The sequence below is a fragment of the Deefgea piscis genome, from assembly GCF_019665785.1.
GTDB lineage: Bacteria > Pseudomonadota > Gammaproteobacteria > Burkholderiales > Chitinibacteraceae > Deefgea.
The window spans coordinates 2,823,490-2,845,438 of record NZ_CP081149.1 but is presented as its reverse complement, the minus strand read 5'-3'; the positions used below and the strand labels follow the sequence as shown (position 1 = coordinate 2,845,438).

Annotated in this window: 19 protein-coding genes; 11 read left to right on the top strand and 8 right to left on the bottom strand. The window is 47.5% G+C overall.

The features are described from left to right. Positions 1 to 26 precede the first annotated feature (26 nt). The 4 genes from K4H25_RS13270 to K4H25_RS13255 all read left to right on the top strand — a co-directional run bounded on the left by K4H25_RS13270 (position 27) and on the right by K4H25_RS13255 (position 3,349). The gene (locus K4H25_RS13270; protein ID WP_173532006.1) at positions 27 to 743 is read left to right on the top strand and encodes a response regulator; all 717 of its coding nucleotides are present in this window, start codon (positions 27 to 29) and stop codon (positions 741 to 743) included. Next, positions 736 to 2,241, top strand: coding sequence for an ATP-binding protein (locus K4H25_RS13265; protein WP_255587658.1), 1,506 nt, complete (start codon positions 736 to 738; stop codon positions 2,239 to 2,241). The genes K4H25_RS13270 and K4H25_RS13265 overlap by 8 nt, the downstream gene beginning before the upstream one ends. A gap of 82 nt (positions 2,242 to 2,323) precedes the next feature. Then, on the top strand, positions 2,324 to 3,097 hold the full coding sequence (locus tag K4H25_RS13260; protein WP_221020934.1) for a phytanoyl-CoA dioxygenase family protein: 774 nt from the start codon (positions 2,324 to 2,326) through the stop codon (positions 3,095 to 3,097). Positions 3,098 to 3,118: 21 nt separating this feature from the next. Then, on the top strand, positions 3,119 to 3,349 hold the full coding sequence (locus tag K4H25_RS13255; protein ID WP_221020933.1) for a hypothetical protein: 231 nt from the start codon (positions 3,119 to 3,121) through the stop codon (positions 3,347 to 3,349). A gap of 235 nt (positions 3,350 to 3,584) precedes the next feature. Here K4H25_RS13255 and K4H25_RS13250 read toward each other — a convergent pair whose 3' ends face one another. Next, positions 3,585 to 4,445, bottom strand: a complete 861-nt coding sequence (locus K4H25_RS13250) for a transglycosylase SLT domain-containing protein (protein WP_221020932.1) — start codon at positions 4,443 to 4,445, stop codon at positions 3,585 to 3,587. 103 nt (positions 4,446 to 4,548) lie between these two features. Here K4H25_RS13250 and K4H25_RS13245 point away from each other — a divergent pair, with 103 nt between their 5' ends. The 3 genes from K4H25_RS13245 (at position 4,549) to K4H25_RS13235 (ending at position 7,367) form a co-directional block, all read left to right on the top strand. Then, positions 4,549 to 5,625: an enoyl-CoA hydratase/isomerase family protein gene (locus K4H25_RS13245; protein ID WP_221020931.1), complete on the top strand. Its 1,077-nt coding sequence runs from the start codon at positions 4,549 to 4,551 to the stop codon at positions 5,623 to 5,625. Positions 5,626 to 5,723: 98 nt separating this feature from the next. Beyond that, positions 5,724 to 6,413, top strand: a complete 690-nt coding sequence (locus tag K4H25_RS13240; RefSeq protein WP_221020930.1) for a Bax inhibitor-1/YccA family protein — start codon at positions 5,724 to 5,726, stop codon at positions 6,411 to 6,413. A gap of 213 nt (positions 6,414 to 6,626) precedes the next feature. Beyond that, the gene (locus K4H25_RS13235) at positions 6,627 to 7,367 is read left to right on the top strand and encodes a hypothetical protein (RefSeq protein WP_221020929.1); all 741 of its coding nucleotides are present in this window, start codon (positions 6,627 to 6,629) and stop codon (positions 7,365 to 7,367) included. 3 nt (positions 7,368 to 7,370) lie between these two features. Here K4H25_RS13235 and recR read toward each other — a convergent pair whose 3' ends face one another. From recR to dnaX, 3 genes are all read right to left on the bottom strand, one after another. Next, entirely contained in the window at positions 7,371 to 7,967 is a 597-nt protein-coding gene (gene recR / locus K4H25_RS13230; protein ID WP_221020928.1) for a recombination mediator RecR, read from the bottom strand. 195 nt (positions 7,968 to 8,162) lie between these two features. After that, entirely contained in the window at positions 8,163 to 8,495 is a 333-nt protein-coding gene (locus K4H25_RS13225) for a YbaB/EbfC family nucleoid-associated protein (RefSeq protein ID WP_173531996.1), read from the bottom strand. Positions 8,496 to 8,594: 99 nt separating this feature from the next. Further along, positions 8,595 to 10,310, bottom strand: a complete 1,716-nt coding sequence (gene dnaX / locus K4H25_RS13220) for a DNA polymerase III subunit gamma/tau (protein ID WP_221020927.1) — start codon at positions 10,308 to 10,310, stop codon at positions 8,595 to 8,597. Positions 10,311 to 10,340: 30 nt separating this feature from the next. Here dnaX and K4H25_RS13215 point away from each other — a divergent pair, with 30 nt between their 5' ends. From K4H25_RS13215 to guaA, 3 genes are all read left to right on the top strand, one after another. Next, positions 10,341 to 10,550 carry an oxidoreductase-like domain-containing protein gene (locus K4H25_RS13215; RefSeq protein ID WP_255587654.1) on the top strand — a complete coding sequence of 70 codons (210 nt, stop codon included), beginning with the start codon at positions 10,341 to 10,343 and terminating at the stop codon, positions 10,548 to 10,550. A gap of 86 nt (positions 10,551 to 10,636) precedes the next feature. Next, positions 10,637 to 12,085 carry a D-alanyl-D-alanine carboxypeptidase/D-alanyl-D-alanine endopeptidase gene (gene dacB, locus K4H25_RS13210; RefSeq protein WP_221020926.1) on the top strand — a complete coding sequence of 483 codons (1,449 nt, stop codon included), beginning with the start codon at positions 10,637 to 10,639 and terminating at the stop codon, positions 12,083 to 12,085. 227 nt (positions 12,086 to 12,312) lie between these two features. Beyond that, positions 12,313 to 13,866, top strand: coding sequence for a glutamine-hydrolyzing GMP synthase (gene guaA / locus K4H25_RS13205; protein ID WP_221020925.1), 1,554 nt, complete (start codon positions 12,313 to 12,315; stop codon positions 13,864 to 13,866). A 159-nt stretch (positions 13,867 to 14,025) separates the two neighbouring features. Here the strand turns inward: guaA and K4H25_RS13200 are convergent, their stop codons facing one another. Together K4H25_RS13200 and K4H25_RS13195 are read right to left on the bottom strand one after the other, a co-directional pair. Then, complete coding sequence (locus tag K4H25_RS13200; RefSeq protein WP_221020924.1) at positions 14,026 to 14,517, bottom strand: hypothetical protein; 492 nt, start codon at positions 14,515 to 14,517, stop codon at positions 14,026 to 14,028. 3 nt (positions 14,518 to 14,520) lie between these two features. After that, positions 14,521 to 15,555 carry an AAA family ATPase gene (locus K4H25_RS13195; RefSeq protein WP_221020923.1) on the bottom strand — a complete coding sequence of 345 codons (1,035 nt, stop codon included), beginning with the start codon at positions 15,553 to 15,555 and terminating at the stop codon, positions 14,521 to 14,523. 1,137 nt (positions 15,556 to 16,692) lie between these two features. Here K4H25_RS13195 and K4H25_RS13190 point away from each other — a divergent pair. Continuing rightward, a complete protein-coding gene (locus K4H25_RS13190; protein ID WP_221020922.1) occupies positions 16,693 to 18,180 on the top strand; it encodes a carboxypeptidase M32 in 1,488 nt (495 codons plus the stop codon). Between the two features lie 253 nt (positions 18,181 to 18,433). On the opposite strand, the gene K4H25_RS13185 is transcribed toward K4H25_RS13190, so the two are convergent. Both K4H25_RS13185 and K4H25_RS13180 read right to left on the bottom strand, forming a co-directional pair. Next, positions 18,434 to 20,857, bottom strand: coding sequence for a hybrid sensor histidine kinase/response regulator (locus K4H25_RS13185; protein ID WP_221020921.1), 2,424 nt, complete (start codon positions 20,855 to 20,857; stop codon positions 18,434 to 18,436). Further along, complete coding sequence (locus tag K4H25_RS13180; protein WP_221020920.1) at positions 20,854 to 21,765, bottom strand: ABC transporter substrate-binding protein; 912 nt, start codon at positions 21,763 to 21,765, stop codon at positions 20,854 to 20,856. The genes K4H25_RS13185 and K4H25_RS13180 overlap by 4 nt, the downstream gene beginning before the upstream one ends. Between the last annotated feature and the right edge of the window lie 184 nt (positions 21,766 to 21,949).

Here is a 21,949-nt window from a genome sequence, read left to right as displayed (position 1 = left end):
GATCGCTCGATGGAAAAGGACAGGGAATGAGCCGTAAGATATTAATTGTGGATGATGATTTAAAAACCCGCACGCTGCTCAAAGCGTATTTGGAGCGCAATCAATATGATGTGCGCCTTGCCCCCGATGGCGAAACATTTTTGAGCGAATTTGAGCGCTATAAAGACGAGCTTAGTTTGGTGATTTTAGACGTGATGCTGCCCGACACCGATGGCTTTGCTTTATGCCAAACGGTGCGAAAAAATAGCAATGTACCCATTATTATGCTGACCGCCAGCTCGGATGAAACCGATCGGATTGTCGGCCTTGAATTGGGCGCCGATGATTATATTGCCAAGCCGTATAACCCGCGTGAATTACTGGCGCGCATTAAAGCGATTCATCGTCGTACCGGTATTGAGACGGGCTCTGGGACGGGGCGCTACTATCGTTTTGTCGGTTTTACACTGGATACGGTAGAGCGTAATTTAATGTCGCCCGATGGGGATGTGGTTAAGCTCACAGGCTTAGATTTTCAGTTATTAAAAATGTTTTTAGAGCATCCCGGGCAGATTTTGGATCGCAGCCAATTGGCCGAAGAAACGCGTGGCCGCGATGCTGGGCCACTTGATCGCTCGCTCGATGTGCAAGTGAGCCGCTTACGGCAACGCTTAGAAGACGATGGTAAACACCCCAATCTCATTAAAACCGTGCGCGGCGCGGGTTATGTGCTCTCGGCCGAGGTGACCATTAGTCATGTTTAAAGGGCAGTGGCAATGGCTGCGAGAATTGGCGCGGCGTGCGCGGTTAATGAGCATGCCACGTTGGCTAGAGCATATTTTGCCATCGCGATTATTGGCGCGGTTATTGTGGGTGATGGCGGTTGGGGTGTTGGCGTCGCAATTAATTGGCAATGCCATTTGGGCCAATTATTTGCAAAATAAATCCGAGCAAGAGGTCAGTGCGGCGGCCGATCATATTGCCCTAGGCGCTGTGAGTGCGGTGCATTTTTTTCAAAGTTTACCGCCCAATTATCGGCCGCTGGTGATTCAGCAATTGCGCGAAATGGGCGGTACGCGGTTTTTTGTAACGGTCAATGACAGCCCGATCCCTGTGCAGGGTATTGCCGCACAGCCTTTATCTAATCAGGTTTTGCAGGTTATACGTCGAATATTTGAACAAAAACAACCGCAATTGACTGATTTGCGTTTGGCGTTTGCTTGGCCGAATCAATTGGCAGTGTCTAGCGATGGGATGACCGTTTCGCAATTGCCTGATCACTGGATTAAAAACACCCTGTTGATGGCGCCGCGCCCAGCGCCGGTGTTGGTGATTCAAACTGAAATCGAGCCAGGGCATTGGCTGTATTTGGCCACCTTAATGCCCGATCCTTATTTTTTGGATAATAGCGATCCGATGCCGCCTGAGCGTTGGCTATTGCAATTGATTACCTTATTTACGGTCTTGCTGTTGACTTGGGTGGTGGTGCGCTGGATTACCCGGCCATTGGCGGCGCTGTCTGAGGCGGCCGAAGCTTTTGGTAAGGGTGAGTCGCCACCATTACCAGCCGAAGGCAGCGAAGAATTTATTCGCACGGCGAATGCGTTTGGTGCGATGCGCGAGCGAATTCAACGCTATTTAGAAGACCGTGAAAAACTCTTTGCCGCGATTTCGCATGATTTACGCACCCCCATCACGCGGCTGAAATTACGCACCGAAATGCTCGATGATGAAGCGGTGCGGTTGGAGTTTCATGAAGACCTCGATGAGCTCGACATGATGGTTAAAGGCGCTTTGCAAAGCGTGAAAGACAGCGATATTCATGAAAACCGCACCCGAATTCGCTTAGATGCTTTATTGGGCCGCATGGTCAGAGATTCGCGCATGGCAGGGCATGAAATTGCCTATAGCCGCTGCGGTTTATGGGTAATGGTTAAGCCTTTGGCACTCAAGCGCGCCTTAAGTAATTTGATCGACAACGCACTGTTTTACGGTGAACGGGTTGAGATTTCGGTACTTGAAGGCGTGGGCAAGGTAGTGATTGTGGTGCGCGATCATGGCCCGGGCGTTCCTGATGAGGCGCTGGCGACGTTGTTTGATCCCTATGTTCGGCTAGATCATGGCCGTCAGCACAATCATCAAGGGCATGGTTTGGGCTTGGGGATCGCGCGCAATATTATTCAGGCTCACGGTGGTGTTTTAGAGCTAAGCAATCATTCGCAAGGCGGTTTGCAAGCGATGATTATTTTGCCTAAGGATTGAAATCTGGGTGAAATCCCATGGGCGCATGGCGGCGAGAGTTGCAGTACAATCCAAATTTTCGAATCTTTTATAAGGCAATACGGTGCTTGAATTTTCTCATCCGATCGATATATCGGCTTTGCGTGCCACGTTTGCTGAGCAAGGATTGGTTATTTTACGCGGCTTTGCACCGCCGGCTGAAGTCGCTTTGATTCGAGATGCGGCCATGCAGGCGCTGGCAGCGCGTCAAGAACCGCTGGAACTGGAGGCAAGCTTGGCGTATCCGGGCGCGCCAAGCTCGATTGATGCGCAAGGCGGGCAGACGATTCGACGTTTACGCGGCATGGTGGCGCGCTCGCCGATTTTTATGCAATGGGCGACGAATCCAAGCTTGTTGGCGCTGCTGCGGCCTTTGCTCGGCGAGCGTCTTACCTTAACGCAGGTGCATCACAATAGTTTGATGACCAAGCAGCCGAGCTTTAGTAGCGATACGTTATGGCACCGTGATTTACGCTATTGGCGTTTTAGTCGGCCGCAATTGGTGTCTTGCTGGTTGGCTTTAGGCGATGAAAACCCAGAAAATGGCGGCTTGGGGTTTATTCCTGGATCGCAAAATTTAACCCTTCCTGAAGCGGCTTTTGATGAGCGCGAATTTTTGCTCGCCGATCATCCTGATGCTGCGCCGTGGATTGCCAACGCGCAGTTCCCACGCTTGAGCGCCGGCGATGTGGTGTTATTTGATGCGCGCACTTTTCATGCCGCAAGTCGCAATAGCACCGAAAAAACCAAGTATTCTTTAGTGATGAGCTACCATGCCAGTGACAATTTACCACTAGAAAATAGTCGGTCTGCGGCTGAACCTGGTGTAGATTGCTAGTTATTTTTCAAGGAGATTCAGATGCCAGTCAGCCCAGAGCAGTTCTCGTCCCTGATTCAGTTAGTGTCTCAATTGCAGCCCATGCCGGCGTATCAAGCGGCCAAAGAGCTGGAAATGCTCAAACCGGAAATGACCGATGAGCAGCGTCATGCCTATGAGCAAGCTTTGGGTGACGCTCAGCGCCAGCGCAAAGAAATTGAAAAAGCCAATGCTGCAGCCACTGAAGACGCGTTTGATCAAGACGAAGATTAGGCCGGTAGCAATTTAAGCGGCGTTGCTCAGATTAGGTGCTGCTCGTTTTTAAGTGCCTGCCGAGCGCGCCCAGTTCAACCCGCGCGGCATAGCATCAACATCAAATCCTGAACATTTCCTTCGAAACCACCTCGGTGGCCGCCTTGCTATTCAGCTAAGCGCGTTAGCTGGTTTTGCAGTATGGCTTTTTTAATCTACATAGGTATATGCAGCTGGGCTTTTAAAAATAAAGTGTCTAGCGATATACCTTTATTTTTTTGCTTTTAGCTGGTTCTGGAAACACATTGATGTCGCGCCCGCGATCGGCAGCGGTTTGGTGTACTGAAAAAGGGTAGAGTTGCAGTACTTTTTTCACGTATTGCTGTGTTTCTGGATAGGGCGGAATCCCACGGTAGTGATCGACTTTTCCTTCTCCTGCATTGTAACTGGCTGCCACTAAGGCGATATTGCCTTGGTAGCGATCAAGTAGCCAGCGTAAATAGCGCACGCCGCCTTTCACATTTTGGCTGGTATTAAAGACATCTTTAACATTAAACCGCGCAGCAGTTTCGGGAATAAGCTGCATTACGCCCATCGCTGATTTGGGGGAAACTGCGCTGCTATTGAGCCCCGATTCAACTTTAGCGATAGTCAGTGCAAACGAGGGGTCAACACCATGCCAAGTGGCGATTTTGCTAATAATATTGGCGACCACTTGCTGATTGGCATTCATTTTGCTGCTGATGACGGTATGTTTGCTCATTTCGGGTTCGACATCGGCTTCAACACAGCGCGGCAAACGATGGCCGGTGATGCGAATGGTTTCTAGCATTTTTTGTGCTTCTTGGTGGCCTTGTTCGGCGGCAATAGATAATAAGCTGGCTGCAGCAACGCGGTCTTCAGGTACGCCAATGCCAAAAGCATACAACATGGCTAAGCGATATTGTGCTTCGGTAATGCCTAAACGCGCGGCGTAGCAATATGTAACTGCCGCTGCCCATGGATTATGCATTTCTTGTTGTGTCGCTTTTGCCAATCTGGCTTGCCATTGCGCTTCGTTATCATTGCCAGAAGCCACTGATAATGCCAAGGTTATGCTGAATATTGTTGTCAGCATGGCGGTTTTCCTAATGGTTGACGTTAGGGATTCAGCATAGTCTCAATCAGATTGTGCGAGTTATAACGTCTGATTAAAGGCTTTAAGTAAAAAGGATATATGAATGACAGTTCACGTGCGACTGATGACCGGCCACAATGGCTCTCAGATTGGTATTTTGGCTTTATCAGCGCCAGAGCGGATTAATGCGCAAAATTTAAGCATGGTTCGGCAAATCTGTGCCGCGTTGAACGATTGGCGTGATCAAGCGCAAATTGTTGCAGTGGTCATGATTGGTGCTGGGGAGCGTGGCTTTTGCGCTGGTGGTGATTTAAAAGCCTTGCATGCGGCGATGACTTTGCCGGGAGAACTAGCGCAAGGTGATGCTTTTTTTGCTGAAGAATACTTGCTGTGCCAAATGATTCGTGACTATGCCAAACCGGTGATGGCGTGGGGGCATGGCATTGTAATGGGCGGCGGTTGGGGTTTATTTGCAGCCGCCAGCCATAAAGTCGTCACTGAACGCAGCAAATTGGCGATGCCAGAAACGGCGATTGGTTTGTTTCCTGATGTGGCGGCGAGTCGCTGGCTGGCTGAGTTAGCTGGGTTTGGCCCTTTTTTAGCGCTGTCTGGTGTGGCAATCAATGCCAGTGATGCGCTGTACTGTGGTGCAGCTCAGTGGGCCTTACCCGAATCAAGTCGGCATCAAGTTTTGATGGATTTAAGCGCTTTAGCTTGGCAGGGGCAGCCAGAATTAGATCGCGCGGTATTGAGTGATTACTTAACGCAAGCAGCACAGCAAGCCATGCTAACGCTGCCTGAAGGACATTTAGCCGCGCATCAAGATTTGCTACGTGCTTGTGCCAACGGTAGTTTGAGTGATGCTTTACACCACATTAGTTACTTTTCGACTTTGGATGATGCTTGGCTTGCTGCTGCGGCACTGCGGGTGCAACGCGCGTCACCAACGTCTTTGTGGCTGGCGTGGACTTTGCAAAAACGCTGTGCAGCATTGTCGTTTGTGCAGACGGTGCAATTAGAAACCGAGGTGAGCGCGGCGTGTTTACGCTATGGTGACTTTGCCGCTGGCATTTATGCCACATTGTTTGATCGCAGCCATTTTCCGGTTTGGCAGCAAGGTCAAGCCAATCAGTTGGAAGTCTCTAATTTAGCGCAGGCGTTTCCGATGTTATGTAATTGATTATTTGTATAATCGATGTGAAAGTTTGAAACTTTTTGTCTTTGCCGCCCTCTTAGCAGGTGATACAGTATCGACACCGATCAATCAGGAGATTCAAAATGCAATCTTTTAATACTAACACCACGACATATGGCAATAGCGCCTTGTCGGCAGAACGCAACCAAGTGCTGCGTAATACCTACTTTTTATTAGCATTGACGATGTTGCCAACCGCAGCAGGCGCCTTGCTTGGTATGTCTATGCAGTTCCGTATGAGCGGCTTTTTAGGCTTTGGCTTATTTATGTTGGTGAGTTTCGGGGCGTTTTATGCCATCGAAAAAACCAAAGAAAGCAGTGCTGGCGTGTTTATTTTGTTGGGCTGGACTGGCTTTATGGGTTTGTGGCTCAGCCAAATTTTGCAAATGGCTATGAAGTTTAGCAATGGTCCAGAAATGATTGGTATGGCGGCAATTGGCACTGGCGCGATTTTCTTTACCTTGGCGACCATCGCAACGGTGACGAAAAAAGACTTTTCCTTTATGGGTAAATTCTTGTTTATCGGCATGGTGATTGTCTTATTGGCGGCGGTAGCCAATATTTTCTTTGCGATTCCTGCTTTGTCATTGGCGATTTCTGCTGTCGTAATCATGATTTTCTCTGGGTATATCTTGTACGATGTGAGCCGTATCGTGAATGGTGGTGAAACCAATTACATCAGCGCCACATTAAGGTTGTACCTGAATGTGTACAATATTTTTGTTAGCTTGCTCAATATCATTATGGCGTTCACCGGCAGCAGCCGAGATTAATCTACGCTAAATCCACTTAAAAACGTCACCTAAGGGTGGCGTTTTTTTATGTTTAAAAATTGAATTGCTGCCTTAAATTGCCGATATAAACCACAAGTAAAAATGAATTGCCTGACGGGATTTTGTCTGGCTCAAGCTTGAGTTTTTAACGTATTACTGAGCGAGTGTATTGATTACGCCTCAAGATTTTGCCGGTCGCCGCAGGAGTTACTGATGCAAATTAATCCTTCATTTAATTTCAAAGCCTTGATTCGCAATGATGTTGATGAGCAAAGCAAAGCCAAAACCACGCCAATTTGGCAACAAGAAGCGCTGACAAAAATATCCGCATGGCCAGAGTCGATGAGTCGTTCGCGTAAAAATGCGGCCAAACAAAGAATTGCTGAGCTAAAAATGCAGCTCGATATGATGATGAAATTTGCTGTGGTGGGTAAAGGTAACCCAGCTGCGGCGATTCGCTTGGCTAAAGAATTAGCTGCCGCCGTTCGCGCTTATGGCGGCGGAGGCGGTGGTGACGTGGGGGACGTTAGTCAGGGCTTGGCCTTAACAGCTGGTGAGGGGCAGGGCGCGGAAAAAGCGGCAGAATCCTCTGTTGAAAAAACCACCGCCGATGCCGCAGCGCAAAGTACCGCAGAAGCCGATCAGTTAGCTAAAGCAGTCTTGTCACAAGTGACTGCGCAAGCGAGCTTGGCAAGCAGCAAGGGCGGGGTGTGCGCGGAAGATCAACAGTTTTTGCATGAAGCTAAAGCGTTATTGGGTCGAATTAAGGTGTTAATTGGCCTAGAAACCAAAACGGCCGAAGACGAAAAAAAAGCCCGCGCAGCGATTCGCGAAGTTGAGGGCGCGCTAGAAGATGCACCGGGTGATTTAGCCCAATCGACTGAGACAACTAGCTATACCGCTGGGGGTGAGGGAGTGGTGGACACTGCGCCATCGCTCTCGGTAAGCGCTTAGCGCTTATAAGCCACGGCGCTCGATCAGTGCTTGCGCCAAGGTGCCGGGGTCAACATGTTCTAGCTCACCACCTACTGGTAATCCGCGGGCAATACGGCTGACTTTTAGACCGCGCGCGCGCAGCATTTCAGCGACATAATGCGCGGTGGCTTCGCCTTCGGTGGTGAAATTGGTCGCCAAAATCACTTCGCTCACTTGGCCATCACTGGCGCGCTCGAGTAATTGTTTGAGTGCAATATCGTGTGGGCCTATGCCATCGAGCGGGCTTAAACGGCCCATTAAGACAAAATACAATCCTTCATAACTACGAGTTTGCTCGATCGACATGAGATCGGTTGGCATTTCGATGACGCATAATTGCGCATGATTGCGTTGCTCATCCAAGCAGATGTCGCAGGTTTCAGCCTCGGTAAAGGTATTGCAATGCCGACAATGCTTCAGCGTCCCCAAGGCGTTTTCTAGCGCATGGGCTAAGTCCGACGCGCCGATTTGATCGCGCTGCACCAAATGAAACGCCATCCGCGCTGCCGATTTGGGGCCAACGCCGGGTAAAACGCGCAATGCATCAATTAGATTTTGTAATGAGGCAGGGATAGGCATAGGTATTGCTCTGGTGGCGTTTGTGGTCGGTGCCTAAATAGCAATACCACGGGTTTTGTTATGGCGTGGAAAACAAGTTTTGGTATTAGTAAGGCGTTATCTCGTAGAGATAACGCCTGAGGTGCTGCCTAGTATCACGACTAAATCTCGCCATTGATCACCACTTGCGCGCGACGATATGGCGATGTGAGCCCATTAAAATGGCATTTTAAAGCCGGGTGGCAATTGCATGCCGGCGGTAAAACCGCCCATTTTGGCTTGACTGGTGGCTTCTACTTTGCGCAGTGCATCATTAAATGCAGCAGCGATCAAGTCTTCGAGCATGTCTTTGTCGTCCGACAATAGGCTGTCGTCAATGGCAACGCGGCGAACGACGTTGCTGCAGGTCATGGTGATTTTAACCATGCCAGCGCCAGATTGACCTTCAACTTCGACGTTGGCCAATTCGTCTTGCGCTTTTTTCATATTCTCTTGCATTTGCTGCGCTTGTTTCATCAAGCCAGCCATTCCGCCTTTACCACCAAACATAAGATTTCCTTTTTAATCATGAAGAGAAAAGCTGCCAGCGAAAAGATGGGGCTTAAAGATTAGCTCGCGGCCTATCTTTATTTCGCTGGCTGATTTTTTTTAAATGGGTTTGATTGAGTCCAATGCAATACTTGCGCCAAATTCTTTCACCATCGTTTGCACGAAAGGATCGTTATTGATCGCCGCAACGGCTTGATCTTGGCGCTCTTGCTTTTCACGGTAATGAATATCGGCAGGCGTTTCAGTTTGTACTTCGCCAATTTGTACATTGAGTGCGATATCGCGACCAAAATGCTCGCTTAGCGCGCTGCGTAATTTTTCTTGGTAATCGCGCGTTGCCACACTGCGATGCACTTCTTCAACTTTAATATTGAACTGTATATCGCTGTAGCTGAGTAGCTCTGAGTGCTGCGCGAGCATACCTGCCTGACCCAACTTGAGGTGCACCACCAGTGCCCGCCAATCACCATTAAATTGAGCCGGCTTAACAGGCGCACTGGCGCGAGCGGGCGTCGGAGCTGGCATCGACATGGCCGCTGGCGCGGCATCTTGCTGCCAAGGCGGTGATTCATTGCGAGCTGGGGCGCTGCCGGGGGCAGGCTTGCTCGATGCAAGATTGTTTGGCGCTGGATTACTTGGTACTTGATTCGTTGAGGTTTGACTTGTTGGCGCTGGCGCACTCGGTGCAGCAGGGGGATTACTGCTGGCTGGCAACGCCGTATGGCCTGCGCTGCTCGGTGCAAACGCCAGCATCCGCAAAATCGTCATCGTAAAGCCGGCGTATTCATCTGGCGCTAGCGGTAAATCGCGTCGCCCATGCAGCGCGATTTGGTAATACAGCTGGATGTCTTCGGGAGAAATCACTTGCGCTGCGGCGACAATTTGCTCGCGTAGTGGTAAATCATCCGCCAGCGCATTAGGCACGGCTTGCACTAGCGCAATCTGTTGTAATAAAGAGGCTAATTCATGCAAAGCGGCCTCATACGAGAGTCCTCGCTCGGCAATGGCATCGGCGGTTTTAAGTAAGGTGCTGCCGTCTTTGGCAACCAGTGCCGTGAGTAAATCAAATAAATAGCTTTGATCCACAGCACCGAGCATGGCGCGCACACCGGCTTCTTCAACTTTACCCGCGCCGTAGGCGATGGCTTGGTCGAGCAAAGACAAACCGTCGCGCATCGAGCCGCTGGCGGCGTGGCCGATAAGATTGAGTGCCAGTGGCTCAAATTCGATCTGCTCGGCTTGTAATACTTGATGCAAATGGCCAGTGACTTGCTGCGGCGTCATTTGTCGTAATGAAAACTGCAGACAACGGCTCAGTACCGTAATGGGTACTTTTTGCGGATCGGTCGTTGCCAGAATAAATTTAACGTGGCTAGGCGGCTCTTCGAGTGTTTTTAGCATGGCATTGAATGCCGACTTGGAGAGCATGTGCACTTCGTCGATAATGTAAACTTTGAAACGGCCCGCTGTCGGTGCATACTGCGCGTTGTCCAAAACTTCGCGAATATTATCGATGCCGGTGTTGGACGCTGCGTCGATTTCAAGTAGATCGACAAAACGCCCCGCATCAATTTGCGTACACGCTGAGCAAACACCGCAAGGCTCAGACGTAATGCCGGTTTCGCAATTGAGCGCTTTGGCCATAATCCGGGCAATGGTGGTTTTACCCACACCACGAGTGCCGGTGAGCAAATAGGCATGATGCAAGCGCTCGGAGGCAAACGCATTTGCCAGCGCTTTAATCACGTGTTCTTGCCCGACCAATTGGGCAAAAGTTTTTGGTCGCCACTTACGGGCTAGTACTTGATAGCTCATAGCGACATTCTAACAGATGCGATAGATGAAATGACGATGAATCCGCCTGAAGCATTACCAGAAAACCACGATCCAAAGCCTGAAGCGCCGATTGAACCGCCACTTGAGGCGTGTTGCACTAGTGGCTGCTATCCCTGCATTTTTGATGTGTATACCGAAGAGCTGCAGCAATATCGGCTCGATTTAGCGGCTTGGCAAGCGCGGCAAAGTGGCGCTACTGCAGCGCCTGAGTCGATTTAAATATCCCAAGCTGGGCTTCGTTTTGACATCAGCCCGAATGGCTTGGGCACCAAGCCTTGTTTCTTTTATGAGTTAACAGGAATTTCATGTTGAAAAAATGGATCACTTTGCTGGCCTTGGTTATGGGTAGTAGCTGGGCAGCAGAAAAAACAACAATGCAGGCATTACCGCTTGGCGTGAGCAATGCTTTAAAAGCGGCCAAAATTCCAGCCGATGCGATTTCGATTGCGATGCTACCGCTCGATGGCGCGGGGCAGGCGCAATTGTATCGGGCAGATGTGCCATCCAATCCAGCCTCAACGATGAAATTAATCACCACCTACGCTGGCTTGGAATTATTAGGGCCTGCATGGCAATGGCGTACCGAGTTGCGTGCCAATGCTTTGCCGAATAAAAATGGCGTCTTAGAAGGCTCGGTGTATTTAAAAGGCTCGGGAGACCCAAAGCTAACGCTTGAGCGTATGTGGTTATTGGTGCGCGATTTAAAAGCCGCTGGGGTAGATGACATTCGCGGTGATATCGTGCTCGATCGCAGTGCTTTTGTCATCGATGAAAAAGAACCGGCGTTTGACGATGATGGCGAGGCCAGTGATCGACCGTTTATGGTTAAACCTGATGCTTTACTGACTAACTTTAAATCTATTCGCTTACGTATTCGTAGTGATGGCGAACGTGTTCGGGTGTCGGCCGAGCCCGATTGGCCAGAAGTGCGCCTGAGTAATCAATTGGCGATCGCGGCAGGCGGCAGTTGCGATGCGTGGCAAAAACGCGTGCAATTTCGGCTTGGGCAAGCTACGCCGCAATTGATGCTGCAATTGGTCGGTGAAGTACCTGCTGGGTGTATTGGCGACAAATATATGTCGGTATTTGATGCACCGACCTATACCTATCAGTTGTTTCGTAATTTATGGCTAGAAGCGGGTGGCAAAATCAGCGGCAAAATGCAGCTGGGCACGACGCCAAACTCGAGCGTGTTACTCGCTAGCAGCCAGTCTGACTCGCTCACTAATACCATTCGCGATATTAATAAATACAGTAACAATATGATGGCGCGGCAATTGTATTTAACGCTGGGCGCAGTGCAAGGCTTGCCACAAGACGGCGCATATAGCGCCGTGCGCGCCAATGCGGTGATTACGCGCTGGTTGCAAAACAAGGGTTTCAATTACAAAGAATTGGTACTCGAAAATGGCGCCGGTTTATCGCGTAAAGAGCAAATAAGCGCCCGACATTTGGCAGAGCTGCTGAAAGACGCATGGCAGTCGCCATTGGCGGCTGAATTTATCGCCTCATTACCGATTGTTGGCCTAGATGGCACGATGAAAAAACGGCTCAAAGACGAGCTCAATGCCGGGCAAGGGCACATTAAAACCGGCACGCTCAAAGACGTGCGTGCGGTTGCGGGCTATATCCGCGATGCACAAGGCAAAACATGGGCAGTGGCGGCGATGATTAACCATGCCAACGCACCCGCAGGCATGGCCGCTCTTGATGAATTACTGCAATCAGTGCGTAAAACGCCGGCGCTGAATTAATCGTCTGCCAGCGTGCGCCTGCAGTTTTGGCATCAGGCGCCGATTTCTCCACTATTTTTGTCGTCACGATGCCGCTATTCAGGTTTGAAGCACGGTTTTAAGCCTCAATAGCGGCAAAAATACAGGTATTTTTGCAGTCCAGCGCCCAATTGATAAAGAGCTTGGGAAGGAAGTATTAAATGCTGGTAAAATGCCGCGTTTTCCCGCACACCATTGGACAATTCGATATGGATAAGATTCTCATTCTTGATTTCGGCTCACAAGTTACGCAGCTGATTGCCCGTCGTGTGCGCGAAGCGCATGTGTATTGCGAACTGCATTCGTTTGATGTGTCGCTCGACTTTATTAAAGAATTTAATCCGAAGGGCATTATTTTGTCCGGCGGCCCTAACTCGGTTTACGAGTCTGATTACCAAGCTGACCCAGCTTTGTTTGAGCTTGGCATTCCGGTGATGGGCATTTGCTACGGCATGCAATGGATGGCGCAAAGCTTGGGCGGTAAAGTTGAAGCTGGCACGGTGCGCGAATTTGGCTTTGCAGAAATCGAAGTCAACGCAGCCAACCCATTATTTAAAGGTTTGTCAGACCGCGTTCACGGTGACAAAACTTGCCTTGAAGTGTGGATGAGCCACGGTGACAAAGTGACGGCAATGCCAGCCGGCTTTGAAGTGATCGCCAGCAACGCGTCTTGCCCAATCGCCGCGATGGCCGATGTAACGCGCAATTTCTACGCGGTCCAATACCATCCAGAAGTAACGCACACGCTCAAGGGCCGCGAAATGATTAATCATTTCGTGCTCGATATTTGTGGCTCGCAACCGAGCTGGACTATGCCCAACTACATCGACCAAGCCGTGGCCAAAATCCGCGAACAAGTTGGTTCTGATGAAGTGATTTTGGGTTTGTCTGGCGGCGTTGATTCATCGGTTGCTGCAGCATTGATTCACCGCGCGATTGGCGATCAACTGACTTGCGTGTTTGTGGATAACGGTTTGCTGCGTTTAAACGAAGGCAAACAAGTCATGGAAACCTTCGCCGAGCATTTAGGCGTTAAAGTGATCCATGTCGATGCTTCAGAACAATTTATGGGCCACTTGGCAGGCGTTACTGACCCAGAAGCCAAGCGCAAAATCATTGGCCGCGAATTCGTTGAAGTATTCCAAGCTGAATCGGCCAAATTGCCAAGCGCTAAATGGTTAGCACAAGGCACGATTTATCCTGACGTGATCGAATCGGCCGGCGCCAAAACCGGTAAAGCACATGCGATCAAGAGCCATCACAATGTGGGCGGCTTGCCAGAAACCATGAAGCTCAGCCTTCTTGAACCACTGCGCGAATTGTTTAAAGATGAAGTGCGTGAACTGGGTGTAGCGCTTGGCCTTGCGCCAGAGCTGGTTTACCGTCATCCATTCCCAGGCCCAGGCCTTGGCGTGCGTATCTTGGGCGAAGTGAAAAAAGAATTCGCTGATTTATTGCGTTACGCTGATGCGATCTTTATCGAAGAACTTCGCGCCGCCGGTTGGTACGCTAAAACAAGCCAAGCGTTTGTGGTGTTCTTGCCAGTTAAATCAGTTGGCGTAATGGGCGACGGTCGCACTTACGACTACGTTGTGGCCCTGCGCGCCGTGGTTACTAGCGACTTTATGACTGCCAAATGGGCTGAATTACCTTACGATTTGTTAGGTAAAGTCTCTAACCGCATCATCAACGAAGTAAAAGGCATCAATCGCGTGGTTTACGATGTATCTGGCAAACCACCAGCAACGATTGAGTGGGAATGATCCCGTGTCTGGCAACGTCCGGCACTAAGTAGCAGCAAACACCCCTCAAGCCCGCATTCCTGCGGGCTTTTTCACGTCTTGGCTTGGCATTGACTGGCAATGTTTAGCCTAAGCCTATATTGGAGCTGGTAACGTTATGTGCTTGGCCGTGTCATCGTTCTATTCCAATCTATTAGTTCTAATGATATTAAACCAACGCTCGTAATCACCTTCAATGTCACTTCCATTCTCTTGAATTAGCTTTTTAATATTTTCTATTTTTTCAACAGAAAGCTTTGATATTTGAAGAGTCAACATTCTGGCTAAAGGAGTCCTCTCTTTTGGAGTTTCCTCTTTTCCCCCTAAATCTATATATAACTCTCTCAGCCTCCCGAGTGGAATTTTGGAATTCTTTATGGAGGCCAATCTATATATTTTCATTAACACTTCAGCAGTTTCTGGTTCAGTTTCTACTGGAAGAGTAAACTTAGATAGTCCAACTTTGCGCTTTGTTTGATTTTGTTTTCTTGCTGGTTGCTTCTGCATATTCTCGATTGAGCTTAAATATGTGGCACCATTTTTAAGTGCTGCGACAGCAAGTTGCCAATCATTGGCATCGTACTTAATCAACAAGTCCGCCAATTCTTTAATTAACTGCTCAGCTTTAGACATTTTTTATGTCAACCTTTTTAAAAATTCGTCACCCACCTGCTCAAACTCAGAGATTTTTGAGTTCCGCGCATGATCTGTTAAAAAAATTGGCTTCCCTGCACGAGAGCCAGCAGGATAAGAGTCGGAATGGCTTATCTGTGAATTAAAAATTGGCCATTGATTTGCAGTGGCAACTTTTTTTACTGTTCTCACTGATCTATTGTGTTCAAGCTTATCGCCAATATCGTTGAATATAATCCCTCCAACAGTAGGCACTTTTTCAGTCGGGTGCACGATAGCAAACTCACTCATAGAACGTGCGAGTAAAGGCAATCCAATGGTTGATAAGAACTCAGGTTTAACAGGGATGAATATGCTGTCTGCTGCAAAGTATGAGGCTGTAGACATGCTTGATTCTGTTGGTGCACAATCCATGATAATCAGATCATATTCAGTACGCAACGTTTCTAATTTGTCTCGAAGCATATGCTCGTGGCCTTGAATATTACGCATTGAGAATGCCAATTCCAAATTAGCAGGGATAATATGAATGCAAGAATCATCATCCCATTCATGGACTTTTTGAATCAACTTGCCAATATCAATGCAGTTACTATTCTTTTCAAAAATTACCTCTACCGTAGGAGATTTTGCATCTATCAGCTTTTCGTAGCCGTTAGCACCAAGTACATATTGACTCAAGTTGAACTGAGGATCCAAGTCAACAAATAAAATGCGCATTCCTTTTTTATATGCAGCATACCAACCTATATTCTGTGTAAGAGTAGATTTCCCCACCCCACCTTTCATGTTCATCATTGCAACAATAGAAGCATAACGACTAGACCCCTTGTTCTCAATGGAACCAACTACTTTTTCAGAAATGGTGATACCTTCAGTTTCAGCCCAACTTTCAATGTCTTCAGCGAGCCATACAGGGCCACTAGCAAGTGTGCTAATCGGTTGTGGAAACCCTTCTTTTCGACTTTTCCAGTTGGAAATTACTTGACGAGAAACGTTGAGTAATGTTGCAATCTCAGAGATTCCTAAAAGTTTCATAATGATGCTCCGCTGTTGTTTGTTGTGTAAACAATAAATTAGTGTGTTTTTGTTGTCAACACAAAGGTGATGGCTTTTTGCCTAATGTTATGATTCTATTGTAAAATTTTTTATCAAATGGAAATGCCCGTTGGCTGGCAAAGTAGCAAAGGTTCGTTATTGGTCGATAGCTACTTGGTTCCGACACAAAATCGATTACTCCGCCGCAAAAACAGTTATAAAGTGTGGTTTTTTAATCAAAATGGTTATAGCGGAAGGGTTTGGGGCTGGTTAACTTTGTTGGTTTGCTTGCGCATTGGTTAGCTAGAGGTGTGAAAAACTCTATGGTCTGATCATGGCATTTTTCATGGTGTTATGTTTATTGATTGATAAATTTGTTAAATAAATCATTAGGTTATGCTGATTGTTGATGATTGAGTGGGAATGATCCCGTGTCTGGCAACGTCCGGCACTAAGTAGCAGCAAACACCCCTCAAGCCCGCATTCCTGCGGGCTTTTTGTTTTAAATGGTTTTTTCAGTTTGGCTGATATGGTTGATTAGCCAGCTGCATGCGAGCCCTAGCTTGGCGTGGCGTGACCAGATGACATTGGTTTGTATTGTGTGTGGCCCGTTGGGTAGTTTGAGTTGCGCTAGGGTTGTGCGGAAAAAACAGTGCCATATTCTGTTTGCGCGCGGATCAAACCCAGTTGTGCGCGACCACTCTGTAATAGATGAAGTACATAGCTTTAGTCAGAGCCGGGCGCAGCGAGCGGTGGCCAGCTCAATCAATCGACCGTAGTCGATCTGTGATCACTTTCAATTTCAGCGAGTGTCTGCCGTTCAGAATCTTGCTGCGTGGATGGCGGATTAATGAACCAGCCAAACTGGTAATTTTGCTGAGTGGTGACGTAAGTTTAATTCAACCCTTGGATTGAGTGTAACTAGTTGTTGATTTTTTTTATAGGTATAAGGCTGTAGGCTATTATTTATAAGTTATGTAGAGCTATACCTATAGTTTTTGATTGTAAGCATACAGTCACGCTCGCCAAATTAATTTAAGGGACCAGATTGCGGTCCCACCAAAAATAAATACCGATTGCATTTGCCGCTGGCACTGTCATGATCGGGGTACTTTTTGAAATTTTTGAGATTGAGTTATGCCAGCCACAGCTTACCAACAGCTTGTCACGATATTTACCCGACTGTATCGCTATGAACATCTTGCCGCGATGGTGGGGTGGGATCAAGCTGTGATGATGCCGCCGGAGGGCAATGAGGCGCGTGGCGCAGCGATGGCCGAGTTGGATGTGCTAATGCATCGCACATTAACCGATGCGGCCTTGGCCGAGTTGTTGACGGCGGCGAGCCGTGAGCCACTTAGCGACGCTGAGCAAGTGAGTTTACGAGAAATGAAGCGGCAATGGCAGTTGGCCAATTTGTTGCCTGCCAGTTTGATTGAGGCCAAAACCTTGGCCGGATCAAAATGCTCGTATGCATGGCGCACGCAAAGAGCGAATAACGATTGGGAAGGCTTTTTGGCTAATTTTCGGGCGGTGGTGAGTTTAGCGCGCGAAGAAGGCATTTTATTGAGCCATCAAACTGGTTTGTCGCCGTATGAATCTTTGCTCAACAAATACGAGCCGGGCATGACTTGCGCTGAGCTCGATCGGATTTTTGCCGATGTTAAAAGTTGGCTCCCCGCGCTGATTCAACAAGCCATGGCCAAGCAGGCGACTGAAACACGCATCACGGCGACGGGGCCATTTGCCATTGAGGCGCAGCGCGCTTTGGGCGTGGAGGTGATGGCGCTATTGGGGTTTAACTTTGCTGCGGGACGTTTGGATGTATCGCATCATCCGTTTTGTGGTGGCGTGGCCGAGGATGTGCGGATTACGACGCGCTATACCGAGGCGGATTTTAGCCAAAGTTTGATGGGGATTGTGCACGAAACCGGACATGCGCGTTACGAGCAAAACCTACCGCAGGATACACGCCATTTGCCGGTAGGGCGGGCAAGGTCGATGGGGATTCATGAAAGCCAAAGCTTAGCTTTTGAAATGCAGTTGGGTCGAAATCCGGCCTTTTTGGCTTTGATTACGCCGTTGATTGAGCAGCATTTGGGGCCGCAAGCGGCGTTTACCCCTGCGAATTTGGCACAAATCTACACCCAAGTTCAGCCCGACTTTATTCGGGTGGATGCCGATGAGCTGACTTATCCGGCACATGTGATTTTGCGCTATGAAATTGAGCGCGCTTTGATTAATGGTGAAATCGAGCCCGATGATGTGCCTGCGTTGTGGGATCAAAAAATGCAGGCGTATTTGGGCGTTGATACTACGGGTAATTTTAAAGATGGCTGCATGCAAGACATTCATTGGACCGACGGCAGCTTTGGTTATTTCCCCAGCTACACCTTAGGGGCAATGTATGCCGCGCAGTACTTTGCCACGCTACGACGCCTCTATCCGGATTTAGATCAGCGCATCGCCGAAGGCGATTTAGCGCCGATTTTCACTTGGCTCAATACCCATATCTGGCAGCAAGCTAGCCATCTGAACACTGACGAACTAATCCGCAGCGCAACAGGCGAGTCTCTCAATCCGCTGTATTTCCGTCAGCATTTGGAGCAGCGTTACTTGGCTTAAGCGGGTTTGCAGGCGCTAACGTGGTTTGCCGTTAAATCAAACTAACGCCATATTCAACGTTTAAAAGCACGCGAAGGCGTGCTTTTTTGTATTGTGTATTTTGGCGAAGCCAGCATAAATGGGCTTTGTTATTGTCGATTTTTTTAAATTTTGCTGGTGTATATGTTTGGACTTGATTATTTAAAAGCTTTATGGGGTTATACCTAAGAGTTGGTTTGTTTGGTCGCGACGAAGTGAAACTGCTAAAGCAAAATCATTCGCTGCTTGATGTCTGAAGTGGTGTTGATGGTGAGCCGGGGTGAAGATGCCGGTCTAATGCGGTTTTAAGCGCGGCGAGCGTGATAGGTTTGCTTAAGAAGTCATCCATTCCCGCTTGCTGGCAGCGCACAATGTCTTCTTTAAACACATTGGCCGTGAGCGCCACAATGGGCAGGTGCTGGCCAGGCAGCTCTGAGGTACGAATGCACTCGGTGGCGGCGTAGCCATCCATATTGGGCATTTGGCAATCCATCAACACAAGATCATAGTTTTGAGCTGCGACAGCGGCGACACCGAGCGCACCATCGTTGGCAATATCGACACGGCAGTTAAGTTTTTCTAGCATTTTAACCGCCACCTGCTGATTCACTGGGTTGTCTTCTACGACCAAAATATAGTGTTTTTTGGTGGCGAGCTGTTCGGCAATTTGATGCATTGTGACTAAAGCCTGCTCTGGGGTGTTATGTTGATTGAGCACTAATTCAATCGCGCTATATAAAGTATTGCTGCGAATGGGTTTACTTAAAAATGCCGCGTAACCAGCGGCTTTGGCCGATTCGGCTTGTCCAATCATGCTGTTGCTGGTGAGTAAAATCAGCGGCAAGTTGTGCTGCAAAGGGAGTGCATGAATATCGGTGGCGAGCTGCTGACTACTATGGGAGTCTAAATTCTTACTGATTAGCGCAATATCAAAAGCGTGCGTGGCTTTGCTTAATGCGGCTAAGGTATCAAAGCTATTACTAATCATGGTAACAATGAAGCCCATTTCGCTTAATTGCTGGCAGAGTCGCTCACGGCTAGCGGGTAAATCATCGACAATGATGGCGTGTTTATTGTGAAGCACGATGTTTTGATTATTATTTTCTTCGCTATGGCGTGCTTCGAGTGTGATTTCAAACCAAAATGTTGAGCCTGTATTGGGTTGGCTAATGACATCAATATGCCCTTGCATTGCCTCGACGAGCCTGCGACAAATGGATAAACCCAAGCCGGTACCACCAAAGCGGCGCGTGGTTGATGCATCGCCTTGAACAAAGGGTTGAAATAAAGTTTTGATTTCAGCTGCGCTAATGCCAATGCCGCTGTCTTTCACTTCAATATACAGGCGATGAAAAGGGGGCGCTAATGGTGTACTGCGCATTCGTAATACGATTTCTCCTTGATTAGAAAATTTGATCGCATTATTCAGTAAATTAAGCAAAATTTGCCGTAATCGACTCGGATCACCACTGAGTTTTTTGGGTACTGATGAATCAACAATACCGATGATTTCAATGGATTTTTCTCTTGCTTTTTGTGACATTAAATCAATGGTGTCTTCAATTAAATAACGAAAGTCAAAATCTATTTTCTCTAAGATGAGCTTCCCAGCTTCAATTTTTGAAAAATCCAGTATGTCATTAATTTGAATTAATAAAGATTGCCCGCCAATGTCGATTGATCTGAGGAAGTCTTTTTGCTCTAAATTTAATGGTGTCTGTGCGAGTAATTCAGAAAATCCAAGAATTGCATTTAATGGCGTTCTAATTTCATGGCTCATATTGGCCAGAAATTCGCTTTTTGCTTCGTTAGCCTGTACTGCGGTTTCTTTGGCGAGAGTTAAATCGATTTCGTTCTGAGTTAATTCTTTTGCCTGTTGCTCTAGTGTCGAAATAGCCGCTGCGGTGGTGCTCATTGCAATTTGTAGTGATTGGGCTAAGTGGCCGATTTCATCTTCTTGTTGTGCTTCGTGCCAAGTAAAATTGCGATGCTCATCCCACTGTTTAACATGGTGCTCAATCGTTTCTAGGCGTTGTAGAATGTTTTTTCTGAATAAATAATAACTTAAACCACTAATTAATAAAATTCCTAAAAGGCAGGCGATCGAAAACTGAAGTGTAATGAGGTTGATTTCTTTTTGTGCTTGCTCGGTGTTGAGTTGAATAAAAATAAAAGCTTGGTTTTTTTCTATGTCGATCGATTTGCTAAGTAGTAGTGGTTTGATAATTAGGTGTTGAAATTGCTCTGGGGTGAATAGATTGTATGATTTTTTTAAGTCGGCATGTTCAAGCAACTGGTTTTTTAAATTTTCGTTTTCAATGTCGTTGATGTTTTTTCCGATTAGGTTTAGTTTGGTCGATGCGATTATTTCTTTACTGTCATTATCAACAATGATGATGATATCAACGCCTTCTTCTGCACCGAGGGCGGTGATAATTCGCACAAGCTCACCTTGTCGAGTAATGCTTTCAGCAACATAGTTGATGGTATTGGCCATCAGCTCACCACGTTCTTCTATTTTTGACTTTAATTGGTTTTTTGATGTTTGATAAATCACGGTGATGGCTAGCGTTGCCAATAAAATACTAGCAAGTGCCAAAGGGAGTAGCAGTTTAAAGTTTAATGATCTTAGCCATTTTTCTTTAATTAATTGAATCATTTTGTTTCAGGTCGACTTAATGGCGAAATGATTTTTTTGGTTTGGTCGCTGCCTTTAATTTGCTGGTTTTGCCTTAATATTTTATCTGTACGCAGAATGACTTCATCCAGTTTGCCGTTGTTTTTAAAATAAGCGGCTTGTTCGGCCAAGCTGATTATTTTTATTCCGTCATTTAATGCATGTTTAAATTCATCTGCAGTAATTCCTTCGCGGGCCGCCATAATGGCATAGGCTTGGTCGGGGTGGATTAAGCTATATTGATAAGCAGCTTCAAATGCCGCAATAAATTGTTTGACGGCCGCAGGGTGTTGTTGAATGAATTGTTCATCAATGGCAATGACATCGAGCACTTCACCTGAAATGGCTTTGGTGTCAAACAGGGTATGAAAATCTGGATTGGCTAGTAATTTAATACTGGTCGGCGGGTAGGTCACAATGGCATCGAGCTCGCCCGCTTGCAGGGCTTCTGCGAGTGATTGTTGATTTAATGACTGTAAATTTAGGTCATTCAAAGTCAGGCCATTTTTTTCTAATGCCCGCGCCAAGACATAAACGCCAAGCGAAGAAAGCTCTAGACCGACGGTTTTCCCTTTAAGACTCTTGATATCCGGTATTTTTTTATTGGCAATAATCAGATCGGCACCATCGGAATAATCACTGACGCTGACGATTTGTAATGATCTATCGGTGTTTTCTCTGGATTGTAAAACTTCAATCACTGTCGTGCCTAAGGCATCAATCTGACCGCGTTCAAAAGCGCGTCGCGCATCGGATAAGGAATTAAATTCGATTAATTTAACGTCAATTCCGATTTTTTTATACAGCCCCAGTTCTTGAGCTAAGTAAATAAACTCGTAACCTGGCCATGCATTAATACCGACGCGAAGTGTGGGCGGTGCTTTGCTCACACAGCTAGTCAAAAAAACCATGCAGCAGATTAAAAAAAATATTTTAAACGGTATTTTTTTGCAGCTCATTACCGCGCCTCTAGGCTAATTGATTGATTCAGACTAGGATGATAGGTATAAAGTTACAAGAAAATTACCCAGCGCTTTTATTTTGATGATGGTGTGGCTTGGCTTGATCAGAGCA

Excerpts from the sequence above, each read along its gene's own strand:
- K4H25_RS13185 (WP_221020921.1), bottom strand. The coding sequence starts at position 20,857 with ATGATTCAATTAATTAAAGAAAAATGGCTAAGATCATTAAACTTTAAA.
- K4H25_RS13225 (WP_173531996.1), bottom strand. The coding sequence starts at position 8,495 with ATGTTTGGTGGTAAAGGCGGAATGGCTGGCTTGATGAAACAAGCGCAG.
- K4H25_RS13200 (WP_221020924.1), bottom strand. The coding sequence starts at position 14,517 with ATGTCTAAAGCTGAGCAGTTAATTAAAGAATTGGCGGACTTGTTGATT.
- K4H25_RS13235 (WP_221020929.1), top strand. The coding sequence starts at position 6,627 with ATGCAAATTAATCCTTCATTTAATTTCAAAGCCTTGATTCGCAATGAT.
- K4H25_RS13245 (WP_221020931.1), top strand. The coding sequence starts at position 4,549 with ATGACAGTTCACGTGCGACTGATGACCGGCCACAATGGCTCTCAGATT.
- K4H25_RS13215 (WP_255587654.1), top strand. The coding sequence starts at position 10,341 with ATGACGATGAATCCGCCTGAAGCATTACCAGAAAACCACGATCCAAAG.
- dacB (WP_221020926.1), top strand. The coding sequence starts at position 10,637 with ATGTTGAAAAAATGGATCACTTTGCTGGCCTTGGTTATGGGTAGTAGC.
- dnaX (WP_221020927.1), bottom strand. The coding sequence starts at position 10,310 with ATGAGCTATCAAGTACTAGCCCGTAAGTGGCGACCAAAAACTTTTGCC.
- K4H25_RS13270 (WP_173532006.1), top strand. The coding sequence starts at position 27 with ATGAGCCGTAAGATATTAATTGTGGATGATGATTTAAAAACCCGCACG.
- K4H25_RS13255 (WP_221020933.1), top strand. The coding sequence starts at position 3,119 with ATGCCAGTCAGCCCAGAGCAGTTCTCGTCCCTGATTCAGTTAGTGTCT.
- K4H25_RS13190 (WP_221020922.1), top strand. The coding sequence starts at position 16,693 with ATGCCAGCCACAGCTTACCAACAGCTTGTCACGATATTTACCCGACTG.
- guaA (WP_221020925.1), top strand. The coding sequence starts at position 12,313 with ATGGATAAGATTCTCATTCTTGATTTCGGCTCACAAGTTACGCAGCTG.
- K4H25_RS13240 (WP_221020930.1), top strand. The coding sequence starts at position 5,724 with ATGCAATCTTTTAATACTAACACCACGACATATGGCAATAGCGCCTTG.
- recR (WP_221020928.1), bottom strand. The coding sequence starts at position 7,967 with ATGCCTATCCCTGCCTCATTACAAAATCTAATTGATGCATTGCGCGTT.
- K4H25_RS13265 (WP_255587658.1), top strand. The coding sequence starts at position 736 with ATGTTTAAAGGGCAGTGGCAATGGCTGCGAGAATTGGCGCGGCGTGCG.
- K4H25_RS13250 (WP_221020932.1), bottom strand. The coding sequence starts at position 4,445 with ATGCTGACAACAATATTCAGCATAACCTTGGCATTATCAGTGGCTTCT.
- K4H25_RS13195 (WP_221020923.1), bottom strand. The coding sequence starts at position 15,555 with ATGAAACTTTTAGGAATCTCTGAGATTGCAACATTACTCAACGTTTCT.